At 36.5% G+C, this 26,905-nt stretch carries 32 protein-coding genes and 1 pseudogene; 20 read left to right on the forward strand and 13 right to left on the reverse strand.

Going from position 1 to position 26,905, the window contains the following annotated elements:
* Positions 1-200: 200 nt before the first annotated feature.
* The 3 genes from AAGS61_RS09270 (at position 201) to AAGS61_RS09280 (ending at position 1,659) form a co-directional block, all read left to right on the forward strand.
* Positions 201-656, forward strand: coding sequence for a GNAT family N-acetyltransferase (locus tag AAGS61_RS09270; protein WP_391370513.1), 456 nt, complete (start codon positions 201-203; stop codon positions 654-656).
* A gap of 80 nt (positions 657-736) precedes the next feature.
* On the forward strand, positions 737-910 hold the full coding sequence (locus AAGS61_RS09275; RefSeq protein ID WP_391370516.1) for a hypothetical protein: 174 nt from the start codon (positions 737-739) through the stop codon (positions 908-910).
* Between the two features lie 62 nt (positions 911-972).
* Entirely contained in the window at positions 973-1,659 is a 687-nt protein-coding gene (locus tag AAGS61_RS09280) for a TraR/DksA C4-type zinc finger protein (RefSeq protein ID WP_391370519.1), read from the forward strand.
* 132 nt (positions 1,660-1,791) lie between these two features.
* On the opposite strand, the gene AAGS61_RS09285 is transcribed toward AAGS61_RS09280, so the two are convergent.
* Positions 1,792-2,277 carry a DUF4306 domain-containing protein gene (locus AAGS61_RS09285; protein ID WP_391370522.1) on the reverse strand — a complete coding sequence of 162 codons (486 nt, stop codon included), beginning with the start codon at positions 2,275-2,277 and terminating at the stop codon, positions 1,792-1,794.
* Between the two features lie 221 nt (positions 2,278-2,498).
* On the opposite strand from AAGS61_RS09285, the gene AAGS61_RS09290 reads away from it, so the two are divergent.
* On the forward strand, positions 2,499-3,674 hold the full coding sequence (locus AAGS61_RS09290; protein WP_391370525.1) for an FtsW/RodA/SpoVE family cell cycle protein: 1,176 nt from the start codon (positions 2,499-2,501) through the stop codon (positions 3,672-3,674).
* Between the two features lie 56 nt (positions 3,675-3,730).
* On the opposite strand, the gene AAGS61_RS09295 is transcribed toward AAGS61_RS09290, so the two are convergent.
* From AAGS61_RS09295 to AAGS61_RS09305, 3 genes are all read right to left on the reverse strand, one after another.
* Complete coding sequence (locus AAGS61_RS09295; RefSeq protein WP_391370527.1) at positions 3,731-4,633, reverse strand: hypothetical protein; 903 nt, start codon at positions 4,631-4,633, stop codon at positions 3,731-3,733.
* 117 nt (positions 4,634-4,750) lie between these two features.
* Positions 4,751-5,185: a YugN family protein gene (locus AAGS61_RS09300; RefSeq protein ID WP_391370530.1), complete on the reverse strand. Its 435-nt coding sequence runs from the start codon at positions 5,183-5,185 to the stop codon at positions 4,751-4,753.
* A 271-nt stretch (positions 5,186-5,456) separates the two neighbouring features.
* The gene (locus AAGS61_RS09305; protein WP_391370532.1) at positions 5,457-5,870 is read right to left on the reverse strand and encodes an acyl-CoA thioesterase; all 414 of its coding nucleotides are present in this window, start codon (positions 5,868-5,870) and stop codon (positions 5,457-5,459) included.
* 180 nt (positions 5,871-6,050) lie between these two features.
* On the opposite strand from AAGS61_RS09305, the gene AAGS61_RS09310 reads away from it, so the two are divergent.
* The 5 genes from AAGS61_RS09310 (at position 6,051) to AAGS61_RS09330 (ending at position 9,254) form a co-directional block, all read left to right on the forward strand.
* Positions 6,051-6,437, forward strand: coding sequence for a hypothetical protein (locus tag AAGS61_RS09310; protein ID WP_391370535.1), 387 nt, complete (start codon positions 6,051-6,053; stop codon positions 6,435-6,437).
* 28 nt (positions 6,438-6,465) lie between these two features.
* Positions 6,466-7,293, forward strand: a complete 828-nt coding sequence (locus AAGS61_RS09315) for an MBL fold metallo-hydrolase (RefSeq protein ID WP_391370538.1) — start codon at positions 6,466-6,468, stop codon at positions 7,291-7,293.
* A 54-nt stretch (positions 7,294-7,347) separates the two neighbouring features.
* Positions 7,348-7,566, forward strand: coding sequence for a hypothetical protein (locus AAGS61_RS09320; RefSeq protein WP_391370540.1), 219 nt, complete (start codon positions 7,348-7,350; stop codon positions 7,564-7,566).
* Between the two features lie 77 nt (positions 7,567-7,643).
* The gene (locus AAGS61_RS09325; RefSeq protein WP_391370543.1) at positions 7,644-8,522 is read left to right on the forward strand and encodes an ABC transporter ATP-binding protein; all 879 of its coding nucleotides are present in this window, start codon (positions 7,644-7,646) and stop codon (positions 8,520-8,522) included.
* 21 nt (positions 8,523-8,543) lie between these two features.
* Positions 8,544-9,254, forward strand: a complete 711-nt coding sequence (locus AAGS61_RS09330; RefSeq protein WP_391370546.1) for an ABC transporter permease — start codon at positions 8,544-8,546, stop codon at positions 9,252-9,254.
* 53 nt (positions 9,255-9,307) lie between these two features.
* Here AAGS61_RS09330 and AAGS61_RS09335 read toward each other — a convergent pair whose 3' ends face one another.
* The 5 genes from AAGS61_RS09335 to AAGS61_RS09355 form a co-directional block, all read right to left on the reverse strand.
* A complete protein-coding gene (locus AAGS61_RS09335; protein ID WP_391370549.1) occupies positions 9,308-9,598 on the reverse strand; it encodes a hypothetical protein in 291 nt (96 codons plus the stop codon).
* Positions 9,599-9,721: 123 nt separating this feature from the next.
* The gene (locus AAGS61_RS09340) at positions 9,722-10,330 is read right to left on the reverse strand and encodes a Yip1 family protein (RefSeq protein WP_391370552.1); all 609 of its coding nucleotides are present in this window, start codon (positions 10,328-10,330) and stop codon (positions 9,722-9,724) included.
* 236 nt (positions 10,331-10,566) lie between these two features.
* Complete coding sequence (locus tag AAGS61_RS09345) at positions 10,567-11,109, reverse strand: isoprenylcysteine carboxyl methyltransferase family protein (protein WP_391370555.1); 543 nt, start codon at positions 11,107-11,109, stop codon at positions 10,567-10,569.
* 1 nt (position 11,110) lies between these two features.
* Positions 11,111-12,193: a type III polyketide synthase gene (locus AAGS61_RS09350; RefSeq protein ID WP_391370557.1), complete on the reverse strand. Its 1,083-nt coding sequence runs from the start codon at positions 12,191-12,193 to the stop codon at positions 11,111-11,113.
* 138 nt (positions 12,194-12,331) lie between these two features.
* Positions 12,332-13,180 (reverse strand): MBL fold metallo-hydrolase, encoded by an 849-nt coding sequence (locus tag AAGS61_RS09355; RefSeq protein WP_391370560.1) that lies wholly within the window; start codon positions 13,178-13,180, stop codon positions 12,332-12,334.
* A gap of 143 nt (positions 13,181-13,323) precedes the next feature.
* Between AAGS61_RS09355 and AAGS61_RS09360 the strand changes: the two are divergent.
* A pseudogene (locus tag AAGS61_RS09360) lies at positions 13,324-13,458 on the forward strand (glutathione-dependent formaldehyde dehydrogenase); the annotation flags it as partial.
* A gap of 269 nt (positions 13,459-13,727) precedes the next feature.
* Here AAGS61_RS09360 and AAGS61_RS09365 read toward each other — a convergent pair.
* On the reverse strand, positions 13,728-13,988 hold the full coding sequence (locus AAGS61_RS09365) for a hypothetical protein (protein ID WP_391370563.1): 261 nt from the start codon (positions 13,986-13,988) through the stop codon (positions 13,728-13,730).
* Between the two features lie 105 nt (positions 13,989-14,093).
* On the opposite strand from AAGS61_RS09365, the gene AAGS61_RS09370 reads away from it, so the two are divergent.
* The 3 genes from AAGS61_RS09370 to AAGS61_RS09380 all read left to right on the forward strand — a co-directional run bounded on the left by AAGS61_RS09370 (position 14,094) and on the right by AAGS61_RS09380 (position 15,837).
* On the forward strand, positions 14,094-14,936 hold the full coding sequence (locus AAGS61_RS09370; protein WP_391370566.1) for a DUF2268 domain-containing protein: 843 nt from the start codon (positions 14,094-14,096) through the stop codon (positions 14,934-14,936).
* 100 nt (positions 14,937-15,036) lie between these two features.
* Complete coding sequence (locus tag AAGS61_RS09375) at positions 15,037-15,372, forward strand: DoxX family protein (RefSeq protein WP_391370568.1); 336 nt, start codon at positions 15,037-15,039, stop codon at positions 15,370-15,372.
* Positions 15,373-15,513: 141 nt separating this feature from the next.
* Positions 15,514-15,837 (forward strand): peptide ABC transporter permease, encoded by a 324-nt coding sequence (locus AAGS61_RS09380; protein ID WP_391370571.1) that lies wholly within the window; start codon positions 15,514-15,516, stop codon positions 15,835-15,837.
* Between the two features lie 182 nt (positions 15,838-16,019).
* On the opposite strand, the gene AAGS61_RS09385 is transcribed toward AAGS61_RS09380, so the two are convergent.
* Positions 16,020-16,331 (reverse strand): YunC family protein, encoded by a 312-nt coding sequence (locus AAGS61_RS09385; protein WP_391370574.1) that lies wholly within the window; start codon positions 16,329-16,331, stop codon positions 16,020-16,022.
* Positions 16,332-17,267: 936 nt separating this feature from the next.
* On the opposite strand from AAGS61_RS09385, the gene AAGS61_RS09390 reads away from it, so the two are divergent.
* Both AAGS61_RS09390 and AAGS61_RS09395 read left to right on the forward strand, forming a co-directional pair.
* Entirely contained in the window at positions 17,268-17,852 is a 585-nt protein-coding gene (locus AAGS61_RS09390) for a tubby C-terminal domain-like protein (protein WP_391370577.1), read from the forward strand.
* A 572-nt stretch (positions 17,853-18,424) separates the two neighbouring features.
* Positions 18,425-19,111, forward strand: a complete 687-nt coding sequence (locus tag AAGS61_RS09395; RefSeq protein WP_391370580.1) for a response regulator transcription factor — start codon at positions 18,425-18,427, stop codon at positions 19,109-19,111.
* Between the two features lie 70 nt (positions 19,112-19,181).
* On the opposite strand, the gene AAGS61_RS09400 is transcribed toward AAGS61_RS09395, so the two are convergent.
* Positions 19,182-20,147, reverse strand: coding sequence for a c-type cytochrome (locus AAGS61_RS09400; RefSeq protein ID WP_391370583.1), 966 nt, complete (start codon positions 20,145-20,147; stop codon positions 19,182-19,184).
* A 1,301-nt stretch (positions 20,148-21,448) separates the two neighbouring features.
* Here AAGS61_RS09400 and AAGS61_RS09405 point away from each other — a divergent pair.
* From AAGS61_RS09405 to AAGS61_RS09425, 5 genes are all read left to right on the forward strand, one after another.
* Positions 21,449-21,820 (forward strand): cupin domain-containing protein, encoded by a 372-nt coding sequence (locus AAGS61_RS09405; protein ID WP_391370586.1) that lies wholly within the window; start codon positions 21,449-21,451, stop codon positions 21,818-21,820.
* Positions 21,821-22,112: 292 nt separating this feature from the next.
* Positions 22,113-22,538 carry a MerR family transcriptional regulator gene (locus AAGS61_RS09410; protein WP_391370589.1) on the forward strand — a complete coding sequence of 142 codons (426 nt, stop codon included), beginning with the start codon at positions 22,113-22,115 and terminating at the stop codon, positions 22,536-22,538.
* Between the two features lie 71 nt (positions 22,539-22,609).
* On the forward strand, positions 22,610-22,942 hold the full coding sequence (locus AAGS61_RS09415) for a YrdB family protein (protein ID WP_391370592.1): 333 nt from the start codon (positions 22,610-22,612) through the stop codon (positions 22,940-22,942).
* A gap of 235 nt (positions 22,943-23,177) precedes the next feature.
* Positions 23,178-23,612, forward strand: a complete 435-nt coding sequence (locus tag AAGS61_RS09420; protein ID WP_391370594.1) for a DUF2975 domain-containing protein — start codon at positions 23,178-23,180, stop codon at positions 23,610-23,612.
* A 416-nt stretch (positions 23,613-24,028) separates the two neighbouring features.
* Positions 24,029-24,523, forward strand: coding sequence for a hypothetical protein (locus tag AAGS61_RS09425; protein WP_391370597.1), 495 nt, complete (start codon positions 24,029-24,031; stop codon positions 24,521-24,523).
* A 66-nt stretch (positions 24,524-24,589) separates the two neighbouring features.
* Here the strand turns inward: AAGS61_RS09425 and AAGS61_RS09430 are convergent, their stop codons facing one another.
* Positions 24,590-26,527: a right-handed parallel beta-helix repeat-containing protein gene (locus AAGS61_RS09430; RefSeq protein WP_391370599.1), complete on the reverse strand. Its 1,938-nt coding sequence runs from the start codon at positions 26,525-26,527 to the stop codon at positions 24,590-24,592.
* Positions 26,528-26,905: the final 378 nt, after the last annotated feature.

Here is a 26,905-nt window from a genome sequence, read left to right on the forward strand (position 1 = left end):
AATTTTAAGTGTATGGTGAAACATAAAGTAGTTGTAATATAAAAAAACATTTATATGTACTTTATTCAATGTTATGTAGGTATAAGTTCGGTATAGTATCGGACTTATACCTTTTTTGATGTTTAATGAGTTAAAATGAGAAGAACAGTAATTACAGTGCGCTTTCACAAGTTAGTAGAGAAAGAAGAGGGAGGAATGGCATGGATATCCGATTATTAAAAAACGACGAACCATTACCGATGGATTTATTACTCCAAGCCAATCCGTCTGGGGAAATAATTAAAGAATATATACAAAGAGGGAAATGCTACATATTAGAAGAACATGATAACATAATCGGTGTTTTTGTGTTAATACCGACAAGGCCAGGAACGGTAGAATTAGTCAATGTGTCTGTAGCAGAAGAAAAGCAGGGAAGAGAGTTAGGGAAACGGCTTGTGGAAGAAGCCATAAAGATTGCTACGCTAGCTCGTTTTAAGAAAATCGAGGTAGGAACTGGGAATTCGAGTATTTCACAAATAGCACTTTATCAAAAGTTTGGCTTTCGTATGACACATATCGATAAAGATTTTTTCATCCACCATTATAAATCACCTATTTTTGAAAATGGTATTCAATGTGTAGATATGGTGCGGTTTTCGTTGGATTTAATATAAAAATATCATATTATCCGACTCTATTTGTTGTAAAAAATTTATAATAAGCCACTAAGAAAAAAGAAAAGGGGGCACAACTAATGAAATTTATCAAAGCTATGTACGTTGTGATGGGCTTAATGCTCTTCGTAAACTTGGTGAATGTAACGATTTTTCATAATAACTATGCAGGCATTTCGCTTTGGATTTGTTTAGTATTATTCATTTTAGGGACGGCATTTTTCATCAATGCGCGTCAACTTCATAACAAGTGAAACGAATAATATTTATAACTTCACGTCAATCAGCTCATACTACGAACGAACGAAAGGACGTGATGGCCATTCTAACTGAAAAACAGAAAACAAAATTACGACATATGTTAATCGAACGAAAAAATTCAGCAGAAGGGATTATTGAGAAGGATGACCTGCTAGACAAAGGCAGCCTACGTGATTCAGTGGATGAATTATCGACGATCGACAATCATCCGGCTGATTTAGCAACGGAATTGTACGAGCGCGAAAAAGACATGGCGCTAAAAGCACATAATAATGATGAATTAGCGAAAGTAAATGCAGCGCTGCAGGCGATGGAAGATGGTACGTATGGAGTGTGTGCAAAATGTCAAAAAGATATTCCGTATGACCGTTTAAGTGCAGTTCCGTATACGTTGTTTTGTATAGAACATGCAGAGGCAAGAAGTGTCCCAACGGATCGTCCAGTAGAAGAACAAGTGATACTCCCCCCTGTTGATAATTCCTTTGCTGGTCGAGATGATAAAGACGATATCCATGATTACGAAGACTCATTCCAAGAAGTTGCTCATTATGGGACTTCTGAGACACCGTCCGATTTCGAAGGGGATTTTGATGATTATAATGACTTGTATGATGACCCTGAGGAAATTGGGATGGATGAAGAAATTGAATCTTTACCGATTTCCGAAATTGATGAATTAACAGGGCAAGTCTCCAGAATGGAAATCGAACGAGCCCGACAATTTGATTATTTAGATGAGTAATAATCCTCCTGTATAAAAAATCATAAGCCGTTACTCAAATAGAGTAGCGGCTTATTTATATAGGTCAGTATATTGGGGTATTGGATTCATTTTCGGTGAAAAAGTAGAGTGGTTCATAAGACATACTTTTATTTAGACTGTCGTTAATAACTGCTCGGATGCTGATTTTTTTCGTAAGTTCATTATGAGGAGAAAAATCAGGAAAACCGTGCTTGTTAGTGTGATTATGAATAATGTTTTCCCGCCAGTTGTCGTTGCATCCGTTAATGTAATACTAAAACTTCCTAAAAATAAGCTAATGATTATTGTGATAATAGTTGCCCACTTATGACGATTAAATTTCACTACAATTAAAATAACTATAGCTGCTATATAAATAATACTTAGCAATATCAATATTGGGAATACAGGTTGAAACTTCGCAGCGTAAATAAAATAATCTAAAGGAACAATCTCTTTTCCAGTAATAATTTCAATGTTTAACCTATTTGTGAAGGGCGTTGAATAGTGCCATTCGAGTGAGTTTTCGATTATACTACTTCCTTCATACCAAGAAACGAACACCGAAACCCAAAATATAAAATTACCTATAAGAATTTGAACAACATATTTAAACAATAGCGTTCCTCCTATGTAAATCTCCCTCTATCTTCAGACGGATAATGGGATAATATAGTTCCTTTATTTGATAAAAATGGATGGTATATGATTGATCCCGTAAAATAGGACTAATTTTTTGAAACAAATTACTTTCAATAGGCGAAAAGCGTCCTACCATAAAATACGGTGATACACATAAGCTTTTGCAGGCAAACATACCGTGTGTAATAAAGCGAAAGGTGAGGAGGACAAGCATTGGGATTGAGCGCTATATTGATAAGTATATCTTGTTGTATATAGGGATTTTGGGAGTGATTAGCTGTGTCTTTATTTACTCTAGTACAGAGGTTTTTGCCCAATATTCAGGCTCATTTGTGACAAAGCAAATGATTTTTTATTTCATCGGCTTTACCTTCATGATGGGAATTGCCTTTTTAAAAATGGAACATTTAAAGAAAATAGATTGGTATTTTTATGCTTTAATTGTTCTATTGTTAGTCGGACTAATTTTTGCGCCGGAAAGTATCGCGAAACCTGTCAATGAGGCGAAGGCATGGTATCAAATTAAATGGCTTGGCTCTTTTCAGCCTTCTGAATTTTTAAAGGTTGCGTTTGTATTAGTCGTAGCAAAGCTCATAGAGAGCCATCATGAAAAAATAGACAATCAAACATTTCTGTCAGATTGTTTGTTGTTAGGAAAAATTGCTGCTGTAACGATTCCACCTATATTGCTCGTCTATCAACAGCCCGATACGGGGATGATTATGCTTTATGCAGCATTATTAATACCAATGCTTTATTTTTCAGCAATTAGCAAAAAAATATTAATTTCATTTGCGTTAATACCTGTAACACTCCTCATTGCAATTATCATTGCGTATTTTCAATTTCCTCATTTTTATTCAGAGCAACTAGTAGGGCAGTTGTCACCACACCAAATTTCTAGAATAAATGGCTGGCTGCATCCGTTTGAACATGAGGACTCGGCTTATCAAACAAGACAAGGGATATTAGCGATTGGATCTGGTGAAGTAACAGGGAAAGGGGTTTTAGGAAATAATGTGTATGTGCCAGAGAAGCATACAGATTTTATATTCGCTACGGTTGCAGAGGAGTTAGGGTTTATTGGTGGAGCGCTCGTCATTTTATTGTACTTTCTATTAATCTACCGTTTTCTGTTGACCATCGTCAGGGCGAATTCGACATTTGCCTATGCCGCGGGCGCTGGCATCATTGGATTGTTCGCATTTCAAATCTGTCAAAATATTGGCATGACAATGGGGCTGTTACCAGTGACAGGTGTGACATTACCGTTTTTAAGTTACGGCGGGAGCTCACTATTATCCAATTTCATGCTGATCGGCATAATGCTTGCTTTTATTAAAATAGAGTATGAAGAGGTCAGTAGTTCATAAACTAAAAGAACGTATATGACAACTTTAGAATATACGTTCTTCTTGTAGTATCTATACTATTCGTTACTTTCTGCAATCAACTTGAAGTGAGTTAACACGGATAACCCTAGTTCATATTCGTCTATTTCCATGTATTTTCGCTGAAACTCTAAATCGTCTAACATCAAATCGGCTAATTTTGTATAGCTAAAGTCAGGTAATTTAAATATATCTACATAATTTGAATCGCCAGGGGAGTACACTTTCCAATGCCCATTATGATCTTTATATGCATTTGCCTTTATATCTTGCACTGCGAGCATTATAAATAAATGCATCTTTTCTCGTAAAGAAAGCGAATGCACATAGTCATGCAATTCTTTCGGTGCATCTTCTGGTAATAGTCCACTTCGAATGGCTGTTTCTTCGTCGACCATTGCATTTGCTTCCTCTATGGTTAGTTTGCTGTTCTGTAAGTCGTCAAATGTAGAAATGGTCGAATGCGCGTATTCATCTATTTGTTTTAACGTATTCGCTATTTTTTGCCTAGCTTGATAACCTATCAAATCTCCATATTGTAAAGCCTTAGCCGCTCTTGCTTGAAGCTCTTCAATCCAATCTCGTTTACCGTTTGCATTTGCAACAGTTTCATACATACTAAAGTCGGCTGACACGGGGGTAGGTGCGTGTTGTTTCATGTAATTTGTTGCTCTTTCATAATCAAATGTTAAAATAGTCACTTCTTTCCCTGTCATTTCATCTGCTTCATATAAAGCATGGGCAATATCGACGATTTCCTCGAATGTGGCATTTCTTACATTGTATTGTGTTGAAAGCTTTTTATAAACCTCATTTGAAGCCTGTTCATTTTCCTTTGTAAGTATTTGTGTATTCATTAATACTTCTTCAAAATGAATACTTTTATTCGTTGTGGTTGAATACACAGTAGTAGAAGTATTTTGGGAAGCATTGACTTTCATGTGATCATCCTCCATTAAAGTATATATAGTGTTTATCGGTTTATATGTATTTTTTTTACAGTTTAATAATGGCCAAAAAACTAGCCATACTCATATGTAGGGCTAGCTTATTGTATATTAATAAATATTTTCTGCCTGGATATAAGGTAGAACTTCTTGTGATACAAGCTCTTCACTCATGTGTACCCATTTGCTTTTATCGATAATTGGGGCATCTTTATCGATAGGTGATTGGAACTGACTAAAACCCGTTGTATCCATTAATGAGCTACCATCATAATCTAGCCCCACATGGACAACGTGTTTAATAACATACGGCTCTTGGAAGCGAATCACGGTATTATAGCCATCTAGTTCTCCTTCAGTCACTTCAAACGGCATCCGTAAATAAATCGTTTCTCCTTCTTCTTGGTTACAGTGCAAAGTCGTATCGAAACTCCCTTTATCATAATCCCAGTTCCCGCCGATGGAGAAACCGTGTTTTTCAATACGTTCACGTAGTTGCCCGAAATGTGCGTATTTTCCAATGATGTCAGATTGAACTCTTAGCATATGATTGCCTCCTAAAGTTGTTTATACGGAAAGTTTATCCTAATAGAAGACAATACATACTATTTTGAAGGTGAAATATAGCACGATTAGTTGAAAGTTGATTGAACGTAAAAAGCGCTGTCCGAAAAGTGTTACTTTTACGGACAGTGCTTCGTTCCTATGTTAAATATCCGCTGCAGGCGGTGCTTCTGCGGTGCTAGAAATAAAATTTCCACCATCCTCGGCGCAAAGGGAGTGTCCCAGAATACCTTCTCGGACACTCCCTTTGTTTTTAATGTCCACTATTACCTTCAGTAAATTGTTTTTTGATTTCATTCGGTACAGGGATGCTTTTTCGTTCGATTAAATCCATAATTGTAAAAATAAATGTTGCTTCGTTTGTTATATCACCGTGTTCATTATAGATTGCCTGTTTCAGTGTAAAGCTTTTATTGCCTAATTTAGTAGGAATCGTACGGATTGTGATCGTTTCATCTAACCGTACTTCTTTTAAGTAAGACATATCGAACTTTAACACGACAATGCCTTTTTGCTGTGCAACTAGTTCTTCCAAGGAAAGCCATACTTGTTCAAACCATTTAAACCGAGCATCCTCTAAGTATTTTAAATAGTTCATGTAATTCATGTGACCTAATTCGTCTATATCTTGTTCTTGAATGATATAGGTTGCTTCTAATATCATCATTTCCACCTCCATATTGTGAATATATGAAATAGACTGATGGTGATAGAATACAAAAATTGAAATTCGTTCAGGAATCATCTTGCTATTCTAAGTGCCTTACTTCCTATTTATGGATTAATTTGAAACATTTTTATTATCTATTCGTACAAGTAGTATAGCCTTTTAAGGAGGAGATGGTTTGTGAAAAAAATAGTGCTTGGCTTTGTAGCTTGTATTGTAGTAGCTACGCTGTATATGTTTCTAAACAAATGGCATTATCCAGCACTTCCGATAAATGACATTACAGCGAAAGAGGTATTGCAAAAAATTGATGCATCCGATGAAAAAATGGTACAGCTCGCAACAGAAGGAGACATCATTTGGTATATAACAAAGCTTGATGACAATCGTATGTTGGGTGTGAATGAAAACATTCAACAGATGCTTCATTTATACGGCTGGGCATTTAAGCAACAGGAAGGTAGCGGGTTATTTTTTGAAAAAGACGATGAACGGTTAATTGTCACGACTAAAATGTGGACCGAAAGATATGCACTTGTAAAGGTTCCAGCGCATTATAGAGAATAAAGGGCTGATTTAGTAAGGGGAGAATCTTATGAAAATTACAGCAATCTTAGAAAATACAAAACATCATCAACAATTCATAGCGAAGCATGGCTTATCTTTGTATATTGAGACGAAGCAGGCAAATATTATTTGTGATTTAGGACCAGATGACTCGTATTTAAAAAATGCACAACTGTTAAATATCGATTTACATCAAGCTGATGCAGTAGTGATTTCACATGGGCATTCGGATCATATTGGAGGATTAAATTATTTAAATAAAGTAAATCAACATGCCCCCATTTACTTATCACCACATGCACTAGACCCTCATTGGTTAAAGCTTGGGCCGTACTATCACCAAGTAGGCGCAACTCCTGCAGTGAATCATGCTTACAGCCATCGGATGAAATTTGTGAATGCAGATATGGAAATAGCAGAAGGCGTTCATATTATGCATTTACAGCCGACAGATGCGTATACGAAAAACCTGTATAAGGGGGAAGAGAAAGCGTTAGACGACTTTAATCATGAAATCATGTTAGTGATAGAAAGTGAAAAAGGATTAGTGCTATTTAGCGGATGTAGTCATCACGGGATTGTACACATGACTAAAACAGTATTGAATAAGTTTCCGAATAAGCAGATCGCCGCCATCATTGGTGGATTTCATTTAATAGGACTTCCAATTATTAATACATTAGGAAAAACAAAAGAAGAAATCATTGCAATGGGGCATACGTTAAATGAGCTACCGATTACTCGGATTTACTCGTGCCATTGTACAGGTCCAAAAGGTTACACCATTTTACAAACGATTTTAAAAGAAAAATTAGATTGTTTACTGACAGGAAAAACAATAGAGATTGCAGAATAAGGTGTACTTTTTATAAATGTTGATAGGGAGTTACTTAATGGGGGAGGTGAGTAGATGGAAAATATATATGGTTCGGCTATATGGGTCGATATTTTACCGCGTGTATTCATAATTTTATGTTTTTATTGCACACTCATGTTCTTTCGACATTTGAAAGATGGGGATGAGCGGCTCATTAAACAATCTACACTTGCAGCAGTGTTTTGCCTAGCAGTCGCATTACTTATACCCGTTATGTATCATTTTTACCTATATACTCAGATGATGCAGTAACGAATACACTTGAGGATCACTTATTTGTAAGAGCGAAAATCCACAGGTTAGTTTTAGTGAAGGGGACTGTTATATAGATGACGATGATTATGCAATTAAAGAATGTACATAAGCAATATAAAGATAAAAAAGTGTTAGAAAATATTTCGTTATCCATCTTTCAAGGTGAAATTGTAGCACTTGTTGGAAAGAACGGTTCCGGGAAAAGTACGTTATTAAAAATCATTGGCGGTTTAGCAAGGGCGGACCGAGGTGAGCTAAAGCAGTGCATACAGCCGTTAAAAATAGGTTATGTCCCAGAAGTCACGCCTGTAGATGTACGCTTTACGCCTGAAGAGTATCTGCTTCACATGGGGACGATTAGAGGCATGAATCAGCAGCAACTGCGAAATCGAATAGATGTGCTAATCCACGCATTTCATTTACAAAATGATGTTAAAACAAGAATGAGTCACTTCTCCAAGGGGATGAAGCAAAAAACAATGATTATGCAGGCGATGCTAGAAGAAACCGACCTTCTAATATTAGACGAGCCACTTTCTGGACTTGATCCGACAGCCCAAGCAGATTTAGAGCAGCTTCTGTTAACTTTGAAAGAAAGAGGATTAAGTATTATCTTGACTTGCCATGAGACGAAATTACTTGAAAATGCAGTAGATAGAGTGCTATTCATTAAAGATTGCCAACTAGTTGAAACAAATGTGGCATACGAAGCAACCGAGCAAATGAATCAATTGATTTTTGAAATTTCCATACAACAATCATGTAAAGAATTACTTCCCTTTATAGAAATTACGAAACAAAGCAGTTTGAACGCGAAGGTGAATAGAATAGAGGCAATGTTAAAAGAGGAGAACACCGATAAAGTAATACGGGCGCTTATTTTAAAAGAAGCATCGATCAAGCAGCTGCTCCCTATAAATACAAAGAAAGAGTCGTTCTACCAAAACTTTTAGAGGTAAGGAGGTGAAATGCCAATGAAAGGATTACTAAGCTATCAATTTAGTAGTTACATAAGATCCCATAAATACATTCCCCCATTATCCATTTTTATTATATGGTTAATCGTGAATTATACTTATATACCGAATCCGATATTAGATAGTTACTCGTTTACTTCTCTTTTGCTCTTTTTTATGATGGGGTGGTTTACAGTCACCGTATTTCATGTGGAGGAAAGGGGACAAAAGCAAATCACGTTATTGCATGCTCGAAGCTTAGGGAAATATTATTTGGCACTTTTTATAATTGCTACGTGTATTGGTTTTTGTTTAAGTGTAGTGGCGGTAGCTTATCCGATTGTTTTTGGCTTATTTGGGGTGGAAGCTCGTCCAGTACATATAATGATGGGATTGTTAGCACATTTTAGTCTCTCATTTTTAGCTGTTACATTGTCTGCCCTTTTCACGAGAGAAATCGTTAAAAGTAGTATCAATACGTGGTGGGGTGTGCTGAGTATACTAATTTTGTCTTTAGTAATGGCGACATTGAAGAATACAGCACTCTTACAAAAAGGGTTTATCTGGTTTATACCGCCTGTTCATCTTCCGTTAGAAATGATGACTGCAGGCGATGATATTCAATCTATACCTAGCTTATTTTATTGGCAATTTGGTTGGATTTTCATTTATGGAAGTTTATTTATAGGGGTTTTTCTATTCATTATCCAGCGTAAGCGCACCTTTTAGTAAATTTGGATATTTTATCATCATTTAAACATAAGATCTGAGGTGAATTTAACTTATTCGTTACTCAATTCAGTTTTAATCACTTGTCCATTTTGATAGTGGTATATTTCATTTGTATCGATTCTTTCAACATACCATTCATCATATCCAGAAAAAATGGTTGGTTTTACGATCGTCAATTGCTCTATATCTATATTTCTTTCTTCCTTATGGATAAAAGCGATGACTTCACTTAAAATAAGTTGTTCTTTTTCATTCACTTTTTTACTATAAACAACTGTAGCACCTATAGCGATTGGTAAAATAATTATACAACTCACAATAATCAGTATCATTCTACTCACGCTTCAACACCTCCCTTTCTTTAATACGAAATTTATTGTTAATAGTTCCTAACATGAGGTGATTACGACAATAAATAAAGGCAAGGGGAAGTGCACACCCCCTTGCCTTTAATATCGAGATAATTAAACGAAACTACTGAATACCCCAACAAAAATAATCGCAATTATAGCAAATATGATTGTTAAGAAAATAATTAGTAAAATCGTAGGGACGATTATTGTGACAATGGCACGCATAATTGAGAATTGATGCGCTTCTGCAATCGCTCCTACAGAAATGACGATACCCCAAATCATTGTAACAATCGTAATGATAGACATTATGATAGCAAAGGCATCGGTTACATATGGAAAGAAGAAGCTTTCAGGAGAGACAAACATCCATAGTATATACAATGGACCCGTAATAATTGTTGGGATATAAGATAGGGAAGAAGCTTTAAACACATCCCAAAAAGCACCTGTCCCCTTGAGTAGTTTCCCCATTAAATAAATAACACCCGCATAAATAAACATAATCACAATGCCAAGTAGTGGAGCTAAAAAGATACTGATTAAAAAGATCCATACATATGAAAAGTCAGGGTATACCTCGGAGTCTTGAAAGACTGAAAACCCAGTAGCGATAAACCCTACTAAGCCAAGCACGATAGCAAACCAAACTGGTTTATGATCAATGACATAACGAGCGGTTTGTTTAGGATGTAACCATACGGAAATAAAAGGATTCAAACGAAGCACCTCCAAAGTTGTAATCCATATTAGTATACTAAAAATAACAGAATTTGTCAGTATCAACTTCTTTTAGCTTGTGTTCAAACACCTGCTAAAAGAAGTTAACCCTCCGACGGATGTCATGGATTTGGAATGGAGTTCTTTGTGCAAGCACAAAGCCGAACCCAGACGCAATTACGCCAAGGCGTAATTGATTGTGACATTCATTTAATGAATAAAAACACTGTTTCTCATTATATGTTAGATTGTTTACGATGTACATATTGTTCGTAGTTTGTTGCGGCTTTTAATGCTTTTTCCTCGGTAGGAATGCGAACGGATAGCATAATGCCGTTTAAAATAGTAAAGCAAATCGCGGTAACATACGCCTCGAACATGAACGGTAGAAGCGCAATTTCAAGAGAAACGACTAAATAATTAGGGTGTCTCATATAGACATAAGGTCCTTTTGCCACGACATTAGCGCCAGGTAAAATCATGATTCGCGTATTCCAAAATTCTCCTAAAGAAGTTAAACACCAAACACGTAACGCTTGTGTACAGAGAAAAAGTACAAGTAGCCACCCAAAAATAGGAGAGGGTGTTAAGTCAAAGTATAAAACCTCTACTAGTAAACTAACAAAAAAGCTCACGTGTAATAAAATCATAAATGGATAGTGGGAGGCCCCTGCTTCATAAGCGCCTTTTGCCAGCATGCGCTTTTCATTGCGTTTTGCAATGACTAGCTCCAATAATCGTTGCATAATGACAATGGAGAATAGGACAAAAAAGATCACTTTACTCCCTCCATTCCAATAATACGGCTTCCCCACTAAAGCCAGGACCAAGTGCTACTAATAACCCGTACGTATTGGATGTATGTTTTTTTAGTAAATATTGCTCTAACACATAAAGGACGGTCGGGGAGGACATATTGCCGTGCTGTTTTAAAATATTGCGAGAGATAGCGGTATGGTGCTCAGTGAGTTGTAGTGCATCCTCATAAGCTTGTAATACTTTTTTTCCACCAGGGTGAGCGACAAATTGCTCTATTTGTTCTGGTCTAAGTCCGTGTTCCTCCAAAAACTCATGAATGAATGGACCAAGCCATGTAGAAATAATAGAAGGAATACTTTTAGAAAAGATCACGTAAAAGCCGCTGTTTTTTACATTCCACCCCATCACATCTTCAGATTGAGGCATCCATTTGGAAGCTGACCCAAGAATATGCGGCATGCGTCTATTTTGCGGGAGCGCTACGTCATCACCACAAACAAGTGCACAGGCAGCACCATCTGCAAATAGTGCTGTGCCGATGAGGTTATTTTTAGAGTAATCGTTTTTCTGGAATGTGAGGCTACATAGCTCGATACAGACGACGAGCACCTTTGCTGTCGGATGGGCCTTGCAGTAGTCATAAGCGCGGCTAATGCCAGCAGCGCCTCCTGCACAGCCAAGCCCCCAAATCGGTATCCGTACGACCCGATCAGAAAAGGGTAGGATATTCATGACACGAGCATCGATACTAGGTGTAGAGATGCCTGTACTACTCACAAAAATAAGAGCATCGATATCTTCAGTCGAGATCGGTTGATCGAGGAAAGCACTATTCGCTACACATCGCTCGATGACCTCTACACTATAGTTGACAGCTAAATCAATATAAAGACGATTGCGTTCTTCAAATGAATGTTCATGACGATACCATTCAGCAGGTACACATAAATTGCGTGTGTCTATTTCAGCATTATCAAATACTGGTAGTAAACGTTCGAGTTTAGGAATCTTATCCTGGAATAGTTCTTTCGTTAATTCCTCAATGTTCGATTGTTGCAATGTATAAGGTGGTGTATATGTACTAACCGAAGCAATTTTAGGCATAAGCACATCTCCTTCTTAAATAAGTGTTCTTTTCAATGTATTGAAGGAGAGGGAGAAATATACAAATAAGTTGTGTAGAAGCTTTTCTTAAGTAAAATAAGCTATCTCACGATTACGTTTGATAGCTCATTTGAAAGACTAATTTAAGTAACGACCTTGCTTAGGGATAGCGAGTTGGTCAAAGTTTGTAGCGAGTCGTGTTAAGCTTTGTGCCAGTTCTTCGCCAGACATGGGGATGCCGTGACCTGTAATGGCAACAGCAGGTTTAAGTGCCTCTAGTTTTTTTACTGATTCCCACGCTTTGTCCCAGTCTGTTGTCAAATATTTTGGCGGACCACTCAACTCTTTTTCCTGCATGAGAACTCGATAAAGGGATTCCTGTTTGACCGTTACAAATGCATCACCAACAATTAACGACTGATCCGATTCTCTAAAGAACGACACATGTCCTGGAGAATGTCCTGGTGTATGGAGCCATTTCCAATCTTTTAGGTTCGGAACAGAGCCGTCTTCTGGCAAAGGTTGCACATAGTTACCGAGTGAGATTGCATCATTGGGGAATATCGGAGACATCCTAGCAACAAGTCCACCACCTACAGTAGGATCTGGATTAGCATAATTCATCTGTCCTGTTAAGTATGGAATTTCATTTTTATGTGCATAGACGGGTACATTCCAATGATTGATTAATTCAATAATAGCGCCGATATGGTCAAAATGTCCATGCGTTAAGAGAATAGCATCAGGTTTAGTGTTTGGACCAAATCGATTCTCCGCTTCTTGAATAATGGCATTAGCCGATTTTGGCATGCCTGCGTCTATCAATGTCCAACCAGTATTTTTAGAAGGGTCGCCGATGAAGCAAATATTTACAACCTGAATGGTATAACAATAAATATCAGGAACGACAACTTGTCCTACCATACTTAATATGGATGTCATAGGGATAAACTTATAATCTTCACCATAATTCATGTGCTCATTCATCTAAAAACCTCCATTTTTACGATATGAAATAGTGTGCCAATAACTAATCTTGTCATACACAGAAAAATCATTGTGGATAGTGCGTTATTTTAGTAGGTCATTGGTCAAAATAAACATGTATATGAAATATGGAGGGAAATAACATGAAGGCAGTAACTTATCAAGGTATGAAAGATGTACAAGTAAAAGAAGTGCCAGACGCTAAATTACAAAAGCACGATGATATACTTGTTCGCATAACGACTACGGCTATTTGTGGCTCAGATTTACCATCGTATGCCACTAACACAGGCAAGTGAGGCATACCGAATGTTTCATGATCATGAAGAGGAAAGTATTAAATTTGTACTAAAACCATGAAAGATTGGTAATAATGTAAATAAATCCGAACAAAAGTAGCTTGTTGATGAGTACGTCACAAGCTATTTTTTATTTTTGGGAAGGTCTCTCAGACATTAAACAGTTCACTTAAGGGAGGGAGTGTTGTCAATAATTTAAATGCCTGAGAGTGATGTGATGCTTTAATGAAAAGAGAGCGTCATTCATTTTACCAAAGGAATGCTGATGCTAAGACAATACCCGTAACGGTGCCGAGTGCAACACCATAAACAAATGCTCTACCACGGCCGTAGTAAGGACCCCAGAAGCCGAAGCCAAATCCACCAAAGCCGCTATCGGGTTGAATCCAAACCATTCTTCGATTTACACGCGTAATCGTACCAACATGAACTTGCCCTTGATTGTCTGTAATGCGTACTCTTTTTCCTTGGTATTTACAGCATAAATCGTACATATTAGATTGCCCCATTTTCTAACCTCCTTTTCCTATAGCTATCTTCTAATATATGTAATGGGAATTAATAGACACGTGCTATTCGTCCAGCACATATAATAAGGAAAAAAGGGTGAGAAAATGCCGGTTATTCCTACACAGAAGTTACTATATAAAATCAGTGAATCGTGTAAGCAACAACCTAAAAATCAACTAGCTGAAGTCCAGCGTAAAATAATTGTTACCCCCCTCTTAAAGCTATTCCCGCAAGTACCACAAGAAGCGCTCTACTACGAGCTGTTAAATAGTGGTCTATTTAAACCGCACGAATGGATGGCTTTAGATGATACAGTAAAGCAGCTAGAAGAAAGAGATGTGTGGGGCATTGTAAAAAAAGAATATAGAAGGTTAAAGCCTCTTTGGGATGGGCCAAAGGTAAGGATTTATATATATCCATTAACAAACAATAGACCAATATTCGAGGGTATGACAGCCAATAAAAACGGTGTTGCTTTTAATAAAGCCTTATTTTTATTTGTTACAACAGATTTAGCTGAAGCCGAATTGACCACTTTATTTGTCCATGAGTACCACCATAGTTGCCGATTGTTTTATTTAAACAAAACGCCGCAAGAAATGTTGCTAAAGGACTCCGTCGTGCTAGAGGGGATGGCAGAATGGGCAGTAGAAGAGTTATACGGTGAAAAATCGTTATCTCCATGGGCAAAGCGCTATTCCTATGAAGAAGCTCTAATGATTTGGAAACAATCATTTGTACCAGCATTAAATGTCAAAGGAGTAGGGAATCATCACGCCTACTTATATGGTGATCGAAAGAAACAACTACCCAAATGGATTGGCTACTGTATTGGCTACCACATCGTACAATCGTATTTGAAAAATAAAGGCCCAGTAGAGCAATCCACTTTATGCAAAATACCTACTGATGATCTATTAGCAGGTTCTGATTTTTCTACTGATTAAGCGAGAATAGGAGAGTCTAGTATCAGTTTTGTACGATCATTTTATGTAGTTATAGGAAAAAACGGAATTATAAAGTTATTAATCAAAAGGAGAGGAAAGCATGGAGGTCGCAATAGTAGTCCTTCAATTGCTGCTTGTAATCGTTTTTAGTATGACCAGTATTAGAAAAATAGCAGGCATAGAGATGGATCAAAGAGCGTTGTCAAAACATGAGCACCGCATTGCAGTAGGTTTTATGGAAATGGTTGCAGTGATTTGTTTACTACTAGGGTTTTATTATGAAACACTGGTGATGTACGGCGCACTCATGTTAGTAGTGCTTGCGATTGGCCGTATAAGGACACATTTACGTGTGACACAGACATTTAGAGAACAACTACCTACTATTTTTGGGGGCGTTTTCGCTTTAATTTTATTATTCCTAGTTGTCTCGTAATAAACTTATATCTTAGTGAAAAGAGCCTTCCTTTTAGCTAATTGGCTATAAGGGAGGATTTTTTAATAAGTAAGGTGATAGACAAAGGAACCTTTTCCTAATTTTACAAGTCCTATAAGCAAAAATAAGGAGAGAATGATAGTGAATATGTCAGAAATTATAGTGATATTGCTCATATATAGTGGGTTGTTTATCTATTTTTTAATCTCATTTGATGTGAAGAATAAAAAGAAATCGCGTTTATTTCCCGCGAAATCTTTTTTAGCACTTGGGTTGTATATGCTGATGGTAAGTACAATTTGGGGCATGTATAAAGCAGAAGAATGGCAAATGAATGAACATAGTGGTTACCCACCCATATATTTAATGAATGAGGCGTTACTTTTAATTGTGGGTGTAAGTATTTATAGTATCCTTCTGTTTGTCATCATGACAGTATTTAGAATGAAAAAACGTAAAGGATGAGAGGTCTAAATCGTTCATTTTTCAAAGTGAAATTTCAGTTTGTACGTTTTATGTATTTCAACAGGCAAGTATGTAGACAGTGGATTGTTCACATAAAAACAAGAAGCATATTCGATTCAATATCAAATACGCCTCTTCATTGGGTGAAAAACAATAATGAAATAGAACATTTCGTACGTGTTTTAAAGCATTTTAAGTAGTGCATCTTTTCCAATCATCCCCGGATAAATGCCGATTGCTTCTGCTTCAATCGTAACGGACTCAAGTGGAGCCTCTAATAATTCCTCGATTGTTTTTACACCGACAGCACGACCTGCAAGGATTTTCCGATCTGCTAAGCGGCTATTTAAAAGCCCTACATCTAAAGCGCCACACATAATATAACCGTTATCATTTGAAACGGTTAGCAACGTTGTTTTTGGTAAACGGACTGTAACAGCCATAAACGGTTGCCCTTGAATTTCGAGATGTTCAATCGAAACCACTGTCATCATTCCTTTCGCTCTATACATATGGCAAAAGGCCAAAAGATGTTCATTGTTAGCGAACCGTCTTATTCCAAAAGTTTTATTGTACATTAGGCAGCAGCTAATAAGCGTAAGCCTTCTTTTTTTGACGTTTTGCGCTACATTGTAGTCTCAATTACATTATTAGGTCCGTTCTGATAAATTATAAAGTTATTCAAAAGATAATCAAATTGAGATTTTATACCATAATTTGTTATCATATATACTAAAATAAAAAAATTTCATATTCACCAGGGAATAGTTTGTTTAAATTTATAAAAAATGGCTCATCACCGTAACTTGGGGTTGATTTCCGTTCCAAATTCATTTGCGACGAAAGCGTAGCGTCAGGAGCAGCTGGGCGCTTTTCGGGGGGCGTCCGATGAGCCGCTTCCCTCGCTCCGCTCAGTCCAGTGTCTCATCTAGGACGCTAATCCCCCAGGAAAATAATCTGTTCCGCAGTGAAGGGAACAGATTATTTCTGCATCGAAAGGCGTAGCCGTCAGATGCACTCGCCCAACCTCCACTCCAATCAACAAACACTTTATTTCATTAATAATTAATTTATGTAGAAGTAGGTAGCACACGGAACGGAGAGCGGTGACTCCAGCGGGGGAAGTGAGCAAAGGCTAAAGTCGCCACGTCCTGTTGCAACGCCTTTGTGAGCAACATCATGTTGCCCCGAGCTGAAGGCCCCGCAGGAAATTTATTTGCGCCTAAGCGTGCGTGACAGGAGCAGTGAGGGACGATAAAAGAGCGAAGGCTAAAACCGTCACGTCCTGTGCCAACACCTTCGTGACCAACATCGTGTTGGCCCGAGGAGACTGAAGCCATGCCCGCGGAAAGCATCCGCTCGGAGTGTAGTGTGCCATGTATAGGCAACCCCCGCTTTTGGTGATGAACCTAAAAAATAGGAGGAAAAAGATGAATTGCTATACTTATCAATCTCCCTATGTAAAAAGTGCAACTGTCCAATTGGAAATTTTTGATGCAAGCAACGGAAAAATCGGTACTATTCAAAGACATTATAAAACTATTTTTCATAGTTTGTTTGACATGTTTTGTGGTCGACATAGTTTATTAGTTAGTTTTAAAGCTTTTGATGCTAGGGATATACAAGTAATAAAAACTTATAAAAAAAATTATTGGATTGCTAAGCCAGATTATTATATTGAATTTTTAGAGGGAGAGTTAAAAGGGAGCATGTTTCACGCTTGTCAAAAAAACTTTGATGTACTTAATGCAGAATTTAAAATAATCAGCAGCAATATTGAAATACATACAAAAAAGTCCATAATGGACGGGGTTAAATTTTATGAAAATGGATATGAGATAGGAAGATGGCATAGTGTAATAAAAGAGAAATTTAAAACTTATATAGAAGTAGAGGAAATAGCATCTATACAAGATCCTTTATTTTACGCCGTTTTAGGACAAATGCTTATTTTGTTGGTGACTAATTTTCTAATGCTAGAAAATAAAACACAGCCCGTTATGATGAACTCGTAATAGAAAATCAAAAGAGAGATACTTGTTATAATAGGAAATTTAATTCCCTTATCAAATAACGAAATTTTCGAAATATTTCCCCGGAAATGAACGATTTCATTTTCAATATGTAAAAAGTCGGGAATATTCGACGTTGCATAAAGCGAACGTATTTTTAAATAAGTAACTATATTTGTTAGTATGATAGGAAGCTACAGTTTACAGCCCCATGCCTACGGGAAGAGAGTAGTACTTATTATTTTCCTACGTATAGAAATAATCAGTTCATCAGTAGGTGTGAAATAAAGTCTTTTTATGAGCTAACACGTATGAAAATTAGTATATAAAACCGAATAACTAGTGAATTGGCTGTATGCCATATTTTGTACGGTAAAAAGTATGTTAAACTTTCAATGGTGTTGATTAACGAATGAAGCTGCGACTGATTTTGTGCAGCAGGACAAATTACATTATGTAAGTAACGGCTAGCATAAATATAATTCAATACATAGTAAAACAACTTTTTAATACAAAATGAATAATCAACAGTTACGTTTAAATTCAGTATAAAAAAAGGAATAGGTAGGGCTAATATGAATCAAAAGGTACTAATTGTAGAAGATGATCGGCTATTCGCTACGATACTGAAAGATGCGGTGGAACAAGCTGGTTATGAAGTGACAGTAGCGTATTCAGCAGAAGAAGCGATTGAAAAATTTAAAGCAAATTATCCATGTATGATTTTATTAGATTTAATATTACCGGGTATGAGCGGAGAAGCGTTTTGTCAGTGGGTGCGTGAGCAAAATACGCAAGATGTTTCGATTATTATGATTAGCAGCAAGTTGCTCGTAGAAGATAAAATCAATGGCTTGAAAATAGGGGCGGATGCGTATTTAACAAAACCAATTGATATTAATGAATTGCTTGCTCATATGGAAGCGGTCATTCGACGGACGGGGCTTTTTTGTCAAAAACTAATTCGGGATGGATTGTGTATTAAACCGAGAAAAGGGGAAGTGCTTTTATACGGGAAACCAGTCAAATTAACAAAGCATGAATTTTTATTGCTCTATTACTTTATGGACCATCCGAATGTCATATTGTCTCGTGAGGATTTAGTAAGGCATTTATATCCAAACATTGAGCGGGAAATTTTAGATCGAACAATCGATGCCCATATCAAAAAATTACGAGAAAAGATAGAAGAAGATCGGCATAACCCGAAGCGAATTGTGACTGTGCGGGGCCTGGGCTATAAATTTGTTACGCCTTTGTAACGTCATATAGCTATAGAATTAAGTATAAGAAAAGAGCTAACACATAAAAATTTGTGTTAGCTCAAGGTGATTATTGGAAATCAGCTAGTACTTCATTCCAATTAATTGTCCCGTTTTGTACCTGTTCGCGGCGTTCTTTCGTCATAATATCGGAAGGTTTACCACCATTTGGCCAGTCTTTGTCATGATTTTTCCATTCAGGACGGTCTTGTGATAAAATATACGCAGCTAAATCGGATGCTTCTTGATCTGTTAATGTCATTTCTTGACCAACAGGCATGTATGCTTGAATATAGCCAGCCATTTTTGACACGCGCGCCATACCTGCGCCGTCGTTAAAGGAGTTTTCTCCCCATAATGCTGGACCCGTGTTTGCACCTGTACCAGAACCATCAACGGCGTGGCAGGCAATACAGGATTTTGCAGTAAATAATTTTTCGCCATTAGCTACATCAGGAATAGGGACAGCTTTCATATCTGCTGATTTTGCCCATGGGCGTTCTTCGCCAATTGTTACGCCCTCAGAAATATACTTGAAGTATGCGACCATTGCTTCCAGCTCATCGCTATTGGCTTCGAATTTTGTACCATTCATACTACGAACCATACACCCGTTAATACGCTCTTCAATTGTTACGATATCTCCTGAACGCGCGATATATTTTGGATAGTCTGCCATGACACCGACAAGAGAAGCATTTGAATCTCTTAAACCAGCACCAGCGTGACAGCTTGTACAAGAAAGTTGATTGCCGACGTTCTCCTCTGCATAGACATGCGTTTCATTCACTAAATTGTAGCCATACATAATGTCTTCTTTCATTTTGCTATCAGGTACGTTTTCCATACTAATTTGGGGGAATACCTGACTATTAGCTGAAGCAACTTGAGGAGGGATTGTTGTTTCCGTTTTCACCTGTGTTGTGTTTTCAAGCGTCGGCTCAGTAACACTGATTACACTTTTGTTAATGCTAATACCAATTAAGATAGCGATACAAATACCTATAATAGAAGAAATGAATGCTAGTGGTTTCATAATTTTCCCACTCCTTTCTTTAGCTATATCTTAATATAATAATTTAGTGTTTAGTTTGATTGCGCAACGATTACACAATATAGTCATATCTAAAGTGTAAGTATATGAATATATTAGAAAAGTATTAAAATTTTCATCATACATTCATATTCATTTAATATAATTAAATGTACTTGTTGTTTTTTTACAAAGATTCTATATATTCAATTCAATTTTGTCGATATAATAGTTAAATTTATATTTATAGCTCAGTGTATACTGCGGAAAGTTACGGTTAATTCAACATATAGAAACTATCGATATGCATGTTAGTCACCGTTTCCTTGTATATTGTCCTCATAATTCCATCCTGTCCGTTTCTTTATAATGAACACTCTAGAACCCCCGAATTTATATGCAGAATGGAATTGGATTTTAACTCTTATACAAGTTCATTCACCTACTTTAATGAAGAAGTGTATTTATATCATTAGTTAGATATCTTTACAGAAGGTATTGAAGAGTAATACTATTGTACTAATGTTTGTATTATGATAGTTTTATTAAATACTAGAAATGCCTAACTAACATGTATAATATTATCCGACACTATTTTTTAAGATAAAAATACATAAACCATCATCAAGAACAATAGTTTTATTTCTATTTTATGCTTGAATAATACGTACCAGTAAGTAGGTAATGCATTAAGGTATACAAGGTTAAATACATATTTCGGTTAATAGTTGGTATTTCCAATGTAAAAAACAGAATAAGTTGAACTTAACGTTGAACTACTCCCACTCACTCATTGGGCTAAACATTCCTCACTCCTTGAAGTGGGCGTCTTCTGTCGGGTAACGATAAAGAAATAATGTGAAAATCATCACATTGTATGGCAATTTATCTACATAAATCATCTTAAAATTTTCGACATTGAACGGTCAAAAAGCTAGGGTATCCGAGTAAAAAGTCCTTGCATCCGATCAAAATCATCCAGCATGAGCAAAATCCTACCGTGAACCGTTAAAAAACATTTATTTTTAGCTGAAATACAAGCAAATGAGACGATAAGCTTGCAACCTGGAGGCGGATTTTTAAAGTTAATCGTGATGCTGGAACATTAAAATGCACATATCTACATGAAAGCAAAGTGATAGTAGCAAAGCCTTTGTGATTAACAATTGTGTTGAACTGAGGAAGCTTGTCGGTTTGCTCACACATAGGGATCAGTCTATGCCCTTATACATAAATTTTACTAAAGTTCATCCATGGATTTTGGTAAAGAGCGATAAATACATTGATAGAAGGAGAGATGGATAATGAAGTTTTTTAAATTTGACATGGATTTAGGTATGCACGTAACACACTTTGATTCAAATTTTTTTATCACCCCATTTGCGCAACTTGAAGCAGAAGCGAAAATATCATTATTTACATTAAGAGAAAACGGCGTTATTGGTTTTCATAAAGCAGTAGTTCCACAGTTGTTAGTCGTTTTAGCCGGTGAAGGATATGTCCGCAATGATATAGATGAATTTGTACAACTGTCTAAAGGAGAAGCGGTTTTATGGGAAGCAGGAGAATGGCATGAAACAAAATCTGATAATGGGTTAATAGCACTTGTAATTGAAAGTATATATTTAAACAACAATCAAATTCTTTTAGAAACAAAGTATGGACTTCAGCATTAAAATACGTAAAAAACTCACCTACAAACTTGTTGACGCAATTAGATACAAGTAACGTTGTGGTGGGTTTTTATTTGTTATTATGAATAGTTTACTATGATTCAATGTCCATACATATTAAAAACTTTTTATAGTGCCTCGATTTGTTTTTATAATAGTTGGTGCTAAGATGGCTGCTTTATGAGGGAAAATCCACTTTCCCTTATAGAGGACAGCTATGTTAATAGAATAATTAATACATAACCTTGACATTAGAGTTCACTCCAATGATAGTCTGAACTTAGGGGGAGTCTATATGTATATAAAACAATTTGCTTTAAAGTACGATTTATCACATGATACGATTCGATTTTATGAAAAAGAAGGTTTATTACACCCGCAGCGATTAGAAAATGGCTATCGATTTTATGGTGCACAATGCGAAAAAACAATCAAATTTATTTTAGTATTAAAGCAACTAGGATTTTCACTCCAAGAAATTCGATCATTACTGGCTCTAGATAAGCAGCCGTTAAGTGAGGCGTGTAATAATTCTACCGTGTCATTATTTGAAAGTAAGATTACTTTTATTGAAAAGCAAATTGAATTTTACACCGTGGCGTTACAAGTATTAAAAATGGCCGCAAATGTTATAGGAAAAGGTAAGTACGAAGCGAATAAAAATCAAATAGAAGAAACTGTAGAGGAAATGTACAAAAAACTAATAGAGCGAATGGATTAAATTCTATTTGTAAAATAGCATGAAGTCCGAATGTTTAATAAAGTTCGTGATTTAGATGGGGGATTAAATAAATGATAGTAAACTTACTGCTACGTTTTCTTCTAGAGATAGCTACTTTAGCTATTATTGGCTATTGGGGTTTACAACAGGGAAATAGTTATTTAACAAAAATCTTATTTTGTACAGGACTCCTGGTTGTCACCATCAGTATTTGGGCTACATTTGGTGCGCCTAAAGCTTCTTTAGCCCTTGAGGGGATAAGTCTACTAACGTTGGAGTTGGTCATATTTGGAATAGCAGCTGTTATATTATGGACCACATTAAAACCAGCAATGGCTGTTGTGTTTGTGATAGCCGTTAGTATAAATCGTGTTTTAATATACTTTTTTAATTCGTTTTACTGAACGGTCATTGTTGTAATAAGTAAAGCAAAAAGCAGCTAATTCCCATAGATGAATTAGCTGCTTTTAATTAGGGGGATATACATGTAGCGTTGCCTTTTCACGTTAGTACTAATCATGTTGATTATTAGGAATACTTGGTATGCTTACCATCCTCTAGAGTACTAATAGGAACTTACATACTAATTAAACGTCCACTGTGAAAAGGAAAAACTTTCAAAAGAAAGGGGGGATAAAAATGTGGGGAATTAGTACAAACATTTTGAAAGCTGGGATTTATCTGTTTGGTAGTGTTATTTTCCTACTCTGTATAGACTGGTTACCGCAAATGGCTTCCACTTCAGCGAACATATATCCTGAGTATGCTCATTTAAAGTATCCTGTGTTACTTGGTATGTATGTAACGACCATTCCATTTTACTTTGCGCTTTATCAAGCATTAGCATTTATAAAAACGATAGAAACTAAAAAAGCAGCTGTGACAGTAAAATCATTAAGTATCATAAAAGCTTGTGCAATTACCATCATTATTTTGTATAGTATCGGTTTTGCTTTTTTGACAAGTCAACATGCAATGCATCCTGGAATTGCGTTGTTAGGTTTATTAATTATGCTAATAACTTTTGCCGTTGCGCGAATTTCAGCTATGCTTCAAAAGCAGTATTCTATTTAGGGTAGCTTTTAATATGTGAATTTAGCTGTGTTGATTATACAAATGCTAGTAGATCATAAGGGTGCTTTTTAGTGAAATGATTAATAAAAAGGCGCTTGCTCGTTGATTGGAGCGGAGGCGACTCGACTCCTGCAGGAAAAGCACGAGCTGAAAATCCATTTCTTTCGGCATGAGCCGAAAGAAATTAGTTGAAGCCGTGCCTGCGGAAAGCGAGTCAGCCGTAGCGGAAATCAACGTATTCCAATGTTCCCTTTAACAATAATAGGTAAATCAACAAGTGTGATGTGAATTTATTGTATTTTTTGTTAATCCCTTAGAACTTCTTCAAATAGCATCTGCGTATGTTTTATGTCAAACAGGAAAAACTATCGATGCTACCGTGAATAAAAGTGAACTATTCAAAGGAGGCGGAGAAGATGAAAAAACGACTGACAACATATATTGCAGCGGGAGCATTAGCAGTGGGCATTACGGGGAGTGCAGTGACGCCGATCATACAGGCAAACGATTATTTCGTGCATGGTCACGAAATGCACAAGCTTGATGCAGAAACGAGAGAAAAAGTTGATGACATCCTAATCAACTTAAAAAAGGAGTTAGTGACGCTTGGTGTAACATTCCCAGATTCTGAGGAAATGCACGATAAGTTTGAGGCGTTAGATGAAAAAACAAAGGCAAAAATAAAAGAAATTAAACAACAAATGAAAGATGGTCAATTAACAAAAGAGCAAGCCGCTGAAAAATGCAAAGAATTAGGCGTGGAATTGCCAAACCATCAAGATAAAATGTTTGAAGAATTGGATGCGGCGAAACGGAAACAAGCAGAGGCGCTTGTTGCAGAGGCAACAACTGAATTACAAAAACTCGGTGTGAAATTCCACTTTAGCATGCTGATTCATGCAGATGATTAAAGTAAATCGAAAAGCTCCCCTAGTATCAAAAGCTAGCGGAGCTTATTTTGGTCCAGATGCGCCTTTCTAATCATTCACTTCATCCAATAAATTTGTAATGGTGCTATTATTTTCACTATAAAACTTTTCACCTACATAATTATCAACAATCGTTTCTTCTAGTGTAATGCTAGAATGATTTACAGCTTGCACGTTGAATTGAAATTTGTCGTTGCGAATAATGCAGTTTGAAGCATGGAGAGTCGACTTATTTTGTACATAAATATCTGATTCTTCGCCTTCTGTTATTTGTGCCGATTTCAGTTCTACATTAGATTCTAGGTCAATCCAGATTTGCGGGAAAGCATGTTTTGAGATAAAGGTGTCTTGTATAAATGCCTCGCTATTATTTTCAACGATAAGACCATTTCGTTCGCCCTCTAGTAATTCTGTATCTTTCATAATAAGGGAGCTATCATTTAAGACAATTTGTGGCATAGCATGTTTTAAAATCTGACAATTGAGAATGAGCAAGGAAGAATCACGATAGGCTTTTAATCCATTTGTCTTCCCACCAGAAATGATACAATTATCGAATTTTGCCTTCGTTTGATCGCTAATTTCTACTTGAACGCCGTCACCATCATAAATTTTACAGTCGATGACGGTCAGTTGAGATTGATCCAGTACGTATAAGCCTTTACCATCATATAATTCACTTTGATGTAGTTGAATGTTCACTTCACTTTTTCCAGCAATATGGGGCATTTCATTGCCATAAAAGCAACTGTTTTCGATAGTGACAGTAGCTTTGGTAACAGCTAAAATCCCGTTTCCTTCGTTGTCTGTAATTTCGCAACCAATGACCAGTAATTCACCATCTATTACGGTAATGGCCGTGTTTTCGTGATGCTTTAACGTGCTTTCCACAATGGTACAATTGCCTTGCTTTTCGATTAAAATGCCCACTTGTTTCCCTTCCTTGAAGGTACAATTTTTTAATGACGTAATCGATTGTTCTGTGACAAATAACTGAGACAAGACGTGTGCGGAAAAGGTTGTATCGTTAAAATTTGCAATGGATTTCTCGCGGACTTGAACACCGACGCCGTCACAGCTATATAACTGTGAACTAGTAATATTTAATCTAGATTCTAAAGTCGTTTGGATATTTGCTATACGATGATTAGCGATCGTACAATGTTCGATTTCTGCTGTTGCATATTCGCGCAGCATAATACCAGATTCGTTCCCATGTTTGACTGTACTGTTGGATAGAGAGAGATTGCTTTCTTGCATCCAAATTTGTGGAAGCTTGTGATGCTGGATAGTCGTGCTACTTAGCTCGACATTTGCATGTTTAGAAGCGTAAATCCCGTTTCCTTCTCCGTGTTCGATTATACTAGTAGTATCAATCCAAGTAGAGTTCTCTTGAACGATCATTTGGGTACCGCTATGATGGTGAATATAATTGTTATGACTATGAACGGTTGCATCCTTCTTTAGCCAAATACCGTGTGTAGCTTGTGTAAGTTCACAGTTGTCAATCGATAAATGAGAAGATTCAAGTAATATTTGTGACTTTCCATTACTTTCAAGCAGACAATTTTTAATCGTTGCGGAGCTTTCATTAAAAATTGCAATCCCCACATCTGTCGCATTCATCAATATACAGTCTTCTAGTTCCGCTTTCCCTTTATTTAACGAGAGAATGGCACTTGTTTTTTTTCCTTGGAAATGACAGTCTTTAAAAACCGCTTTTCCTTCAACATATATTTGAGCGGTCGGAATAAACGTAATTTGCTCAAATGTCACCGTTACATTTTTCGGAATAATGAGTAATCCTTCGATAATCGTCTCTTCGCCATTTCTTCCTACAACGGACACTGTTTTTTCAAACTGAATCGACTCTTTATATAAGCCAGATGCTAATTGAATCTCGTCATCTAACTTTGCTTTCGCTAATGCGCGTTCAATAGTTCTAATGGCAGAAAAAATTGAGGTCGACACTTTAATGATTGCCATAAAAACCCTCCTAACTAATAATCACAGTGACATTACATAATAAAAAATAGTTACAAGATACAGTTATATAAAAACGTGCTGATTGATTATGCATATTTAAAGTAAGATGAATTCATTACTTGCAACGCCGCATGCGCCATTCTGAGGCAGTTTATGCGGCTAGGGTAAATATTATTTTGAAAGTTTAATGCAATGAATTTAGATCTCAAAGTCTTAAGGTGTGTTAGCAAAATTTATTGATTACAAACGATTATCGACAGAACAATGTTTAAAAAATTACCAAAAGTGAAAGATGATAATAAGAAATAATGGACGCCGATGATATTCTCAAAAAATAAAACATAAAATTAGGTTAGAAGAAGGGAGAGCGAAATGTGT

Source organism: Lysinibacillus sp. KU-BSD001, from assembly GCF_042920265.1.
Lineage (GTDB): Bacteria > Bacillota > Bacilli > Bacillales_A > Planococcaceae > Lysinibacillus_B.

Excerpts from the sequence above, each read along its gene's own strand:
- AAGS61_RS09270 (WP_391370513.1), top strand. The coding sequence starts at position 201 with ATGGATATCCGATTATTAAAAAACGACGAACCATTACCGATGGATTTA.
- AAGS61_RS09275 (WP_391370516.1), top strand. The coding sequence starts at position 737 with ATGAAATTTATCAAAGCTATGTACGTTGTGATGGGCTTAATGCTCTTC.
- AAGS61_RS09280 (WP_391370519.1), top strand. The coding sequence starts at position 973 with ATGGCCATTCTAACTGAAAAACAGAAAACAAAATTACGACATATGTTA.
- AAGS61_RS09295 (WP_391370527.1), bottom strand. The coding sequence starts at position 4,633 with ATGAAAGTCAATGCTTCCCAAAATACTTCTACTACTGTGTATTCAACC.
- AAGS61_RS09300 (WP_391370530.1), bottom strand. The coding sequence starts at position 5,185 with ATGCTAAGAGTTCAATCTGACATCATTGGAAAATACGCACATTTCGGG.
- AAGS61_RS09305 (WP_391370532.1), bottom strand. The coding sequence starts at position 5,870 with ATGATGATATTAGAAGCAACCTATATCATTCAAGAACAAGATATAGAC.
- AAGS61_RS09315 (WP_391370538.1), top strand. The coding sequence starts at position 6,466 with ATGAAAATTACAGCAATCTTAGAAAATACAAAACATCATCAACAATTC.
- AAGS61_RS09320 (WP_391370540.1), top strand. The coding sequence starts at position 7,348 with ATGGAAAATATATATGGTTCGGCTATATGGGTCGATATTTTACCGCGT.
- AAGS61_RS09325 (WP_391370543.1), top strand. The coding sequence starts at position 7,644 with ATGACGATGATTATGCAATTAAAGAATGTACATAAGCAATATAAAGAT.
- AAGS61_RS09330 (WP_391370546.1), top strand. The coding sequence starts at position 8,544 with ATGAAAGGATTACTAAGCTATCAATTTAGTAGTTACATAAGATCCCAT.
- AAGS61_RS09350 (WP_391370557.1), bottom strand. The coding sequence starts at position 12,193 with ATGCCTAAAATTGCTTCGGTTAGTACATATACACCACCTTATACATTG.
- AAGS61_RS09355 (WP_391370560.1), bottom strand. The coding sequence starts at position 13,180 with ATGAATGAGCACATGAATTATGGTGAAGATTATAAGTTTATCCCTATG.
- AAGS61_RS09365 (WP_391370563.1), bottom strand. The coding sequence starts at position 13,988 with ATGGGGCAATCTAATATGTACGATTTATGCTGTAAATACCAAGGAAAA.
- AAGS61_RS09370 (WP_391370566.1), top strand. The coding sequence starts at position 14,094 with ATGCCGGTTATTCCTACACAGAAGTTACTATATAAAATCAGTGAATCG.
- AAGS61_RS09375 (WP_391370568.1), top strand. The coding sequence starts at position 15,037 with ATGGAGGTCGCAATAGTAGTCCTTCAATTGCTGCTTGTAATCGTTTTT.
- AAGS61_RS09385 (WP_391370574.1), bottom strand. The coding sequence starts at position 16,331 with ATGATGACAGTGGTTTCGATTGAACATCTCGAAATTCAAGGGCAACCG.
- AAGS61_RS09390 (WP_391370577.1), top strand. The coding sequence starts at position 17,268 with ATGAATTGCTATACTTATCAATCTCCCTATGTAAAAAGTGCAACTGTC.
- AAGS61_RS09395 (WP_391370580.1), top strand. The coding sequence starts at position 18,425 with ATGAATCAAAAGGTACTAATTGTAGAAGATGATCGGCTATTCGCTACG.
- AAGS61_RS09400 (WP_391370583.1), bottom strand. The coding sequence starts at position 20,147 with ATGAAACCACTAGCATTCATTTCTTCTATTATAGGTATTTGTATCGCT.
- AAGS61_RS09405 (WP_391370586.1), top strand. The coding sequence starts at position 21,449 with ATGAAGTTTTTTAAATTTGACATGGATTTAGGTATGCACGTAACACAC.
- AAGS61_RS09410 (WP_391370589.1), top strand. The coding sequence starts at position 22,113 with ATGTATATAAAACAATTTGCTTTAAAGTACGATTTATCACATGATACG.
- AAGS61_RS09415 (WP_391370592.1), top strand. The coding sequence starts at position 22,610 with ATGATAGTAAACTTACTGCTACGTTTTCTTCTAGAGATAGCTACTTTA.
- AAGS61_RS09420 (WP_391370594.1), top strand. The coding sequence starts at position 23,178 with ATGTGGGGAATTAGTACAAACATTTTGAAAGCTGGGATTTATCTGTTT.
- AAGS61_RS09425 (WP_391370597.1), top strand. The coding sequence starts at position 24,029 with ATGAAAAAACGACTGACAACATATATTGCAGCGGGAGCATTAGCAGTG.
- AAGS61_RS09430 (WP_391370599.1), bottom strand. The coding sequence starts at position 26,527 with ATGGCAATCATTAAAGTGTCGACCTCAATTTTTTCTGCCATTAGAACT.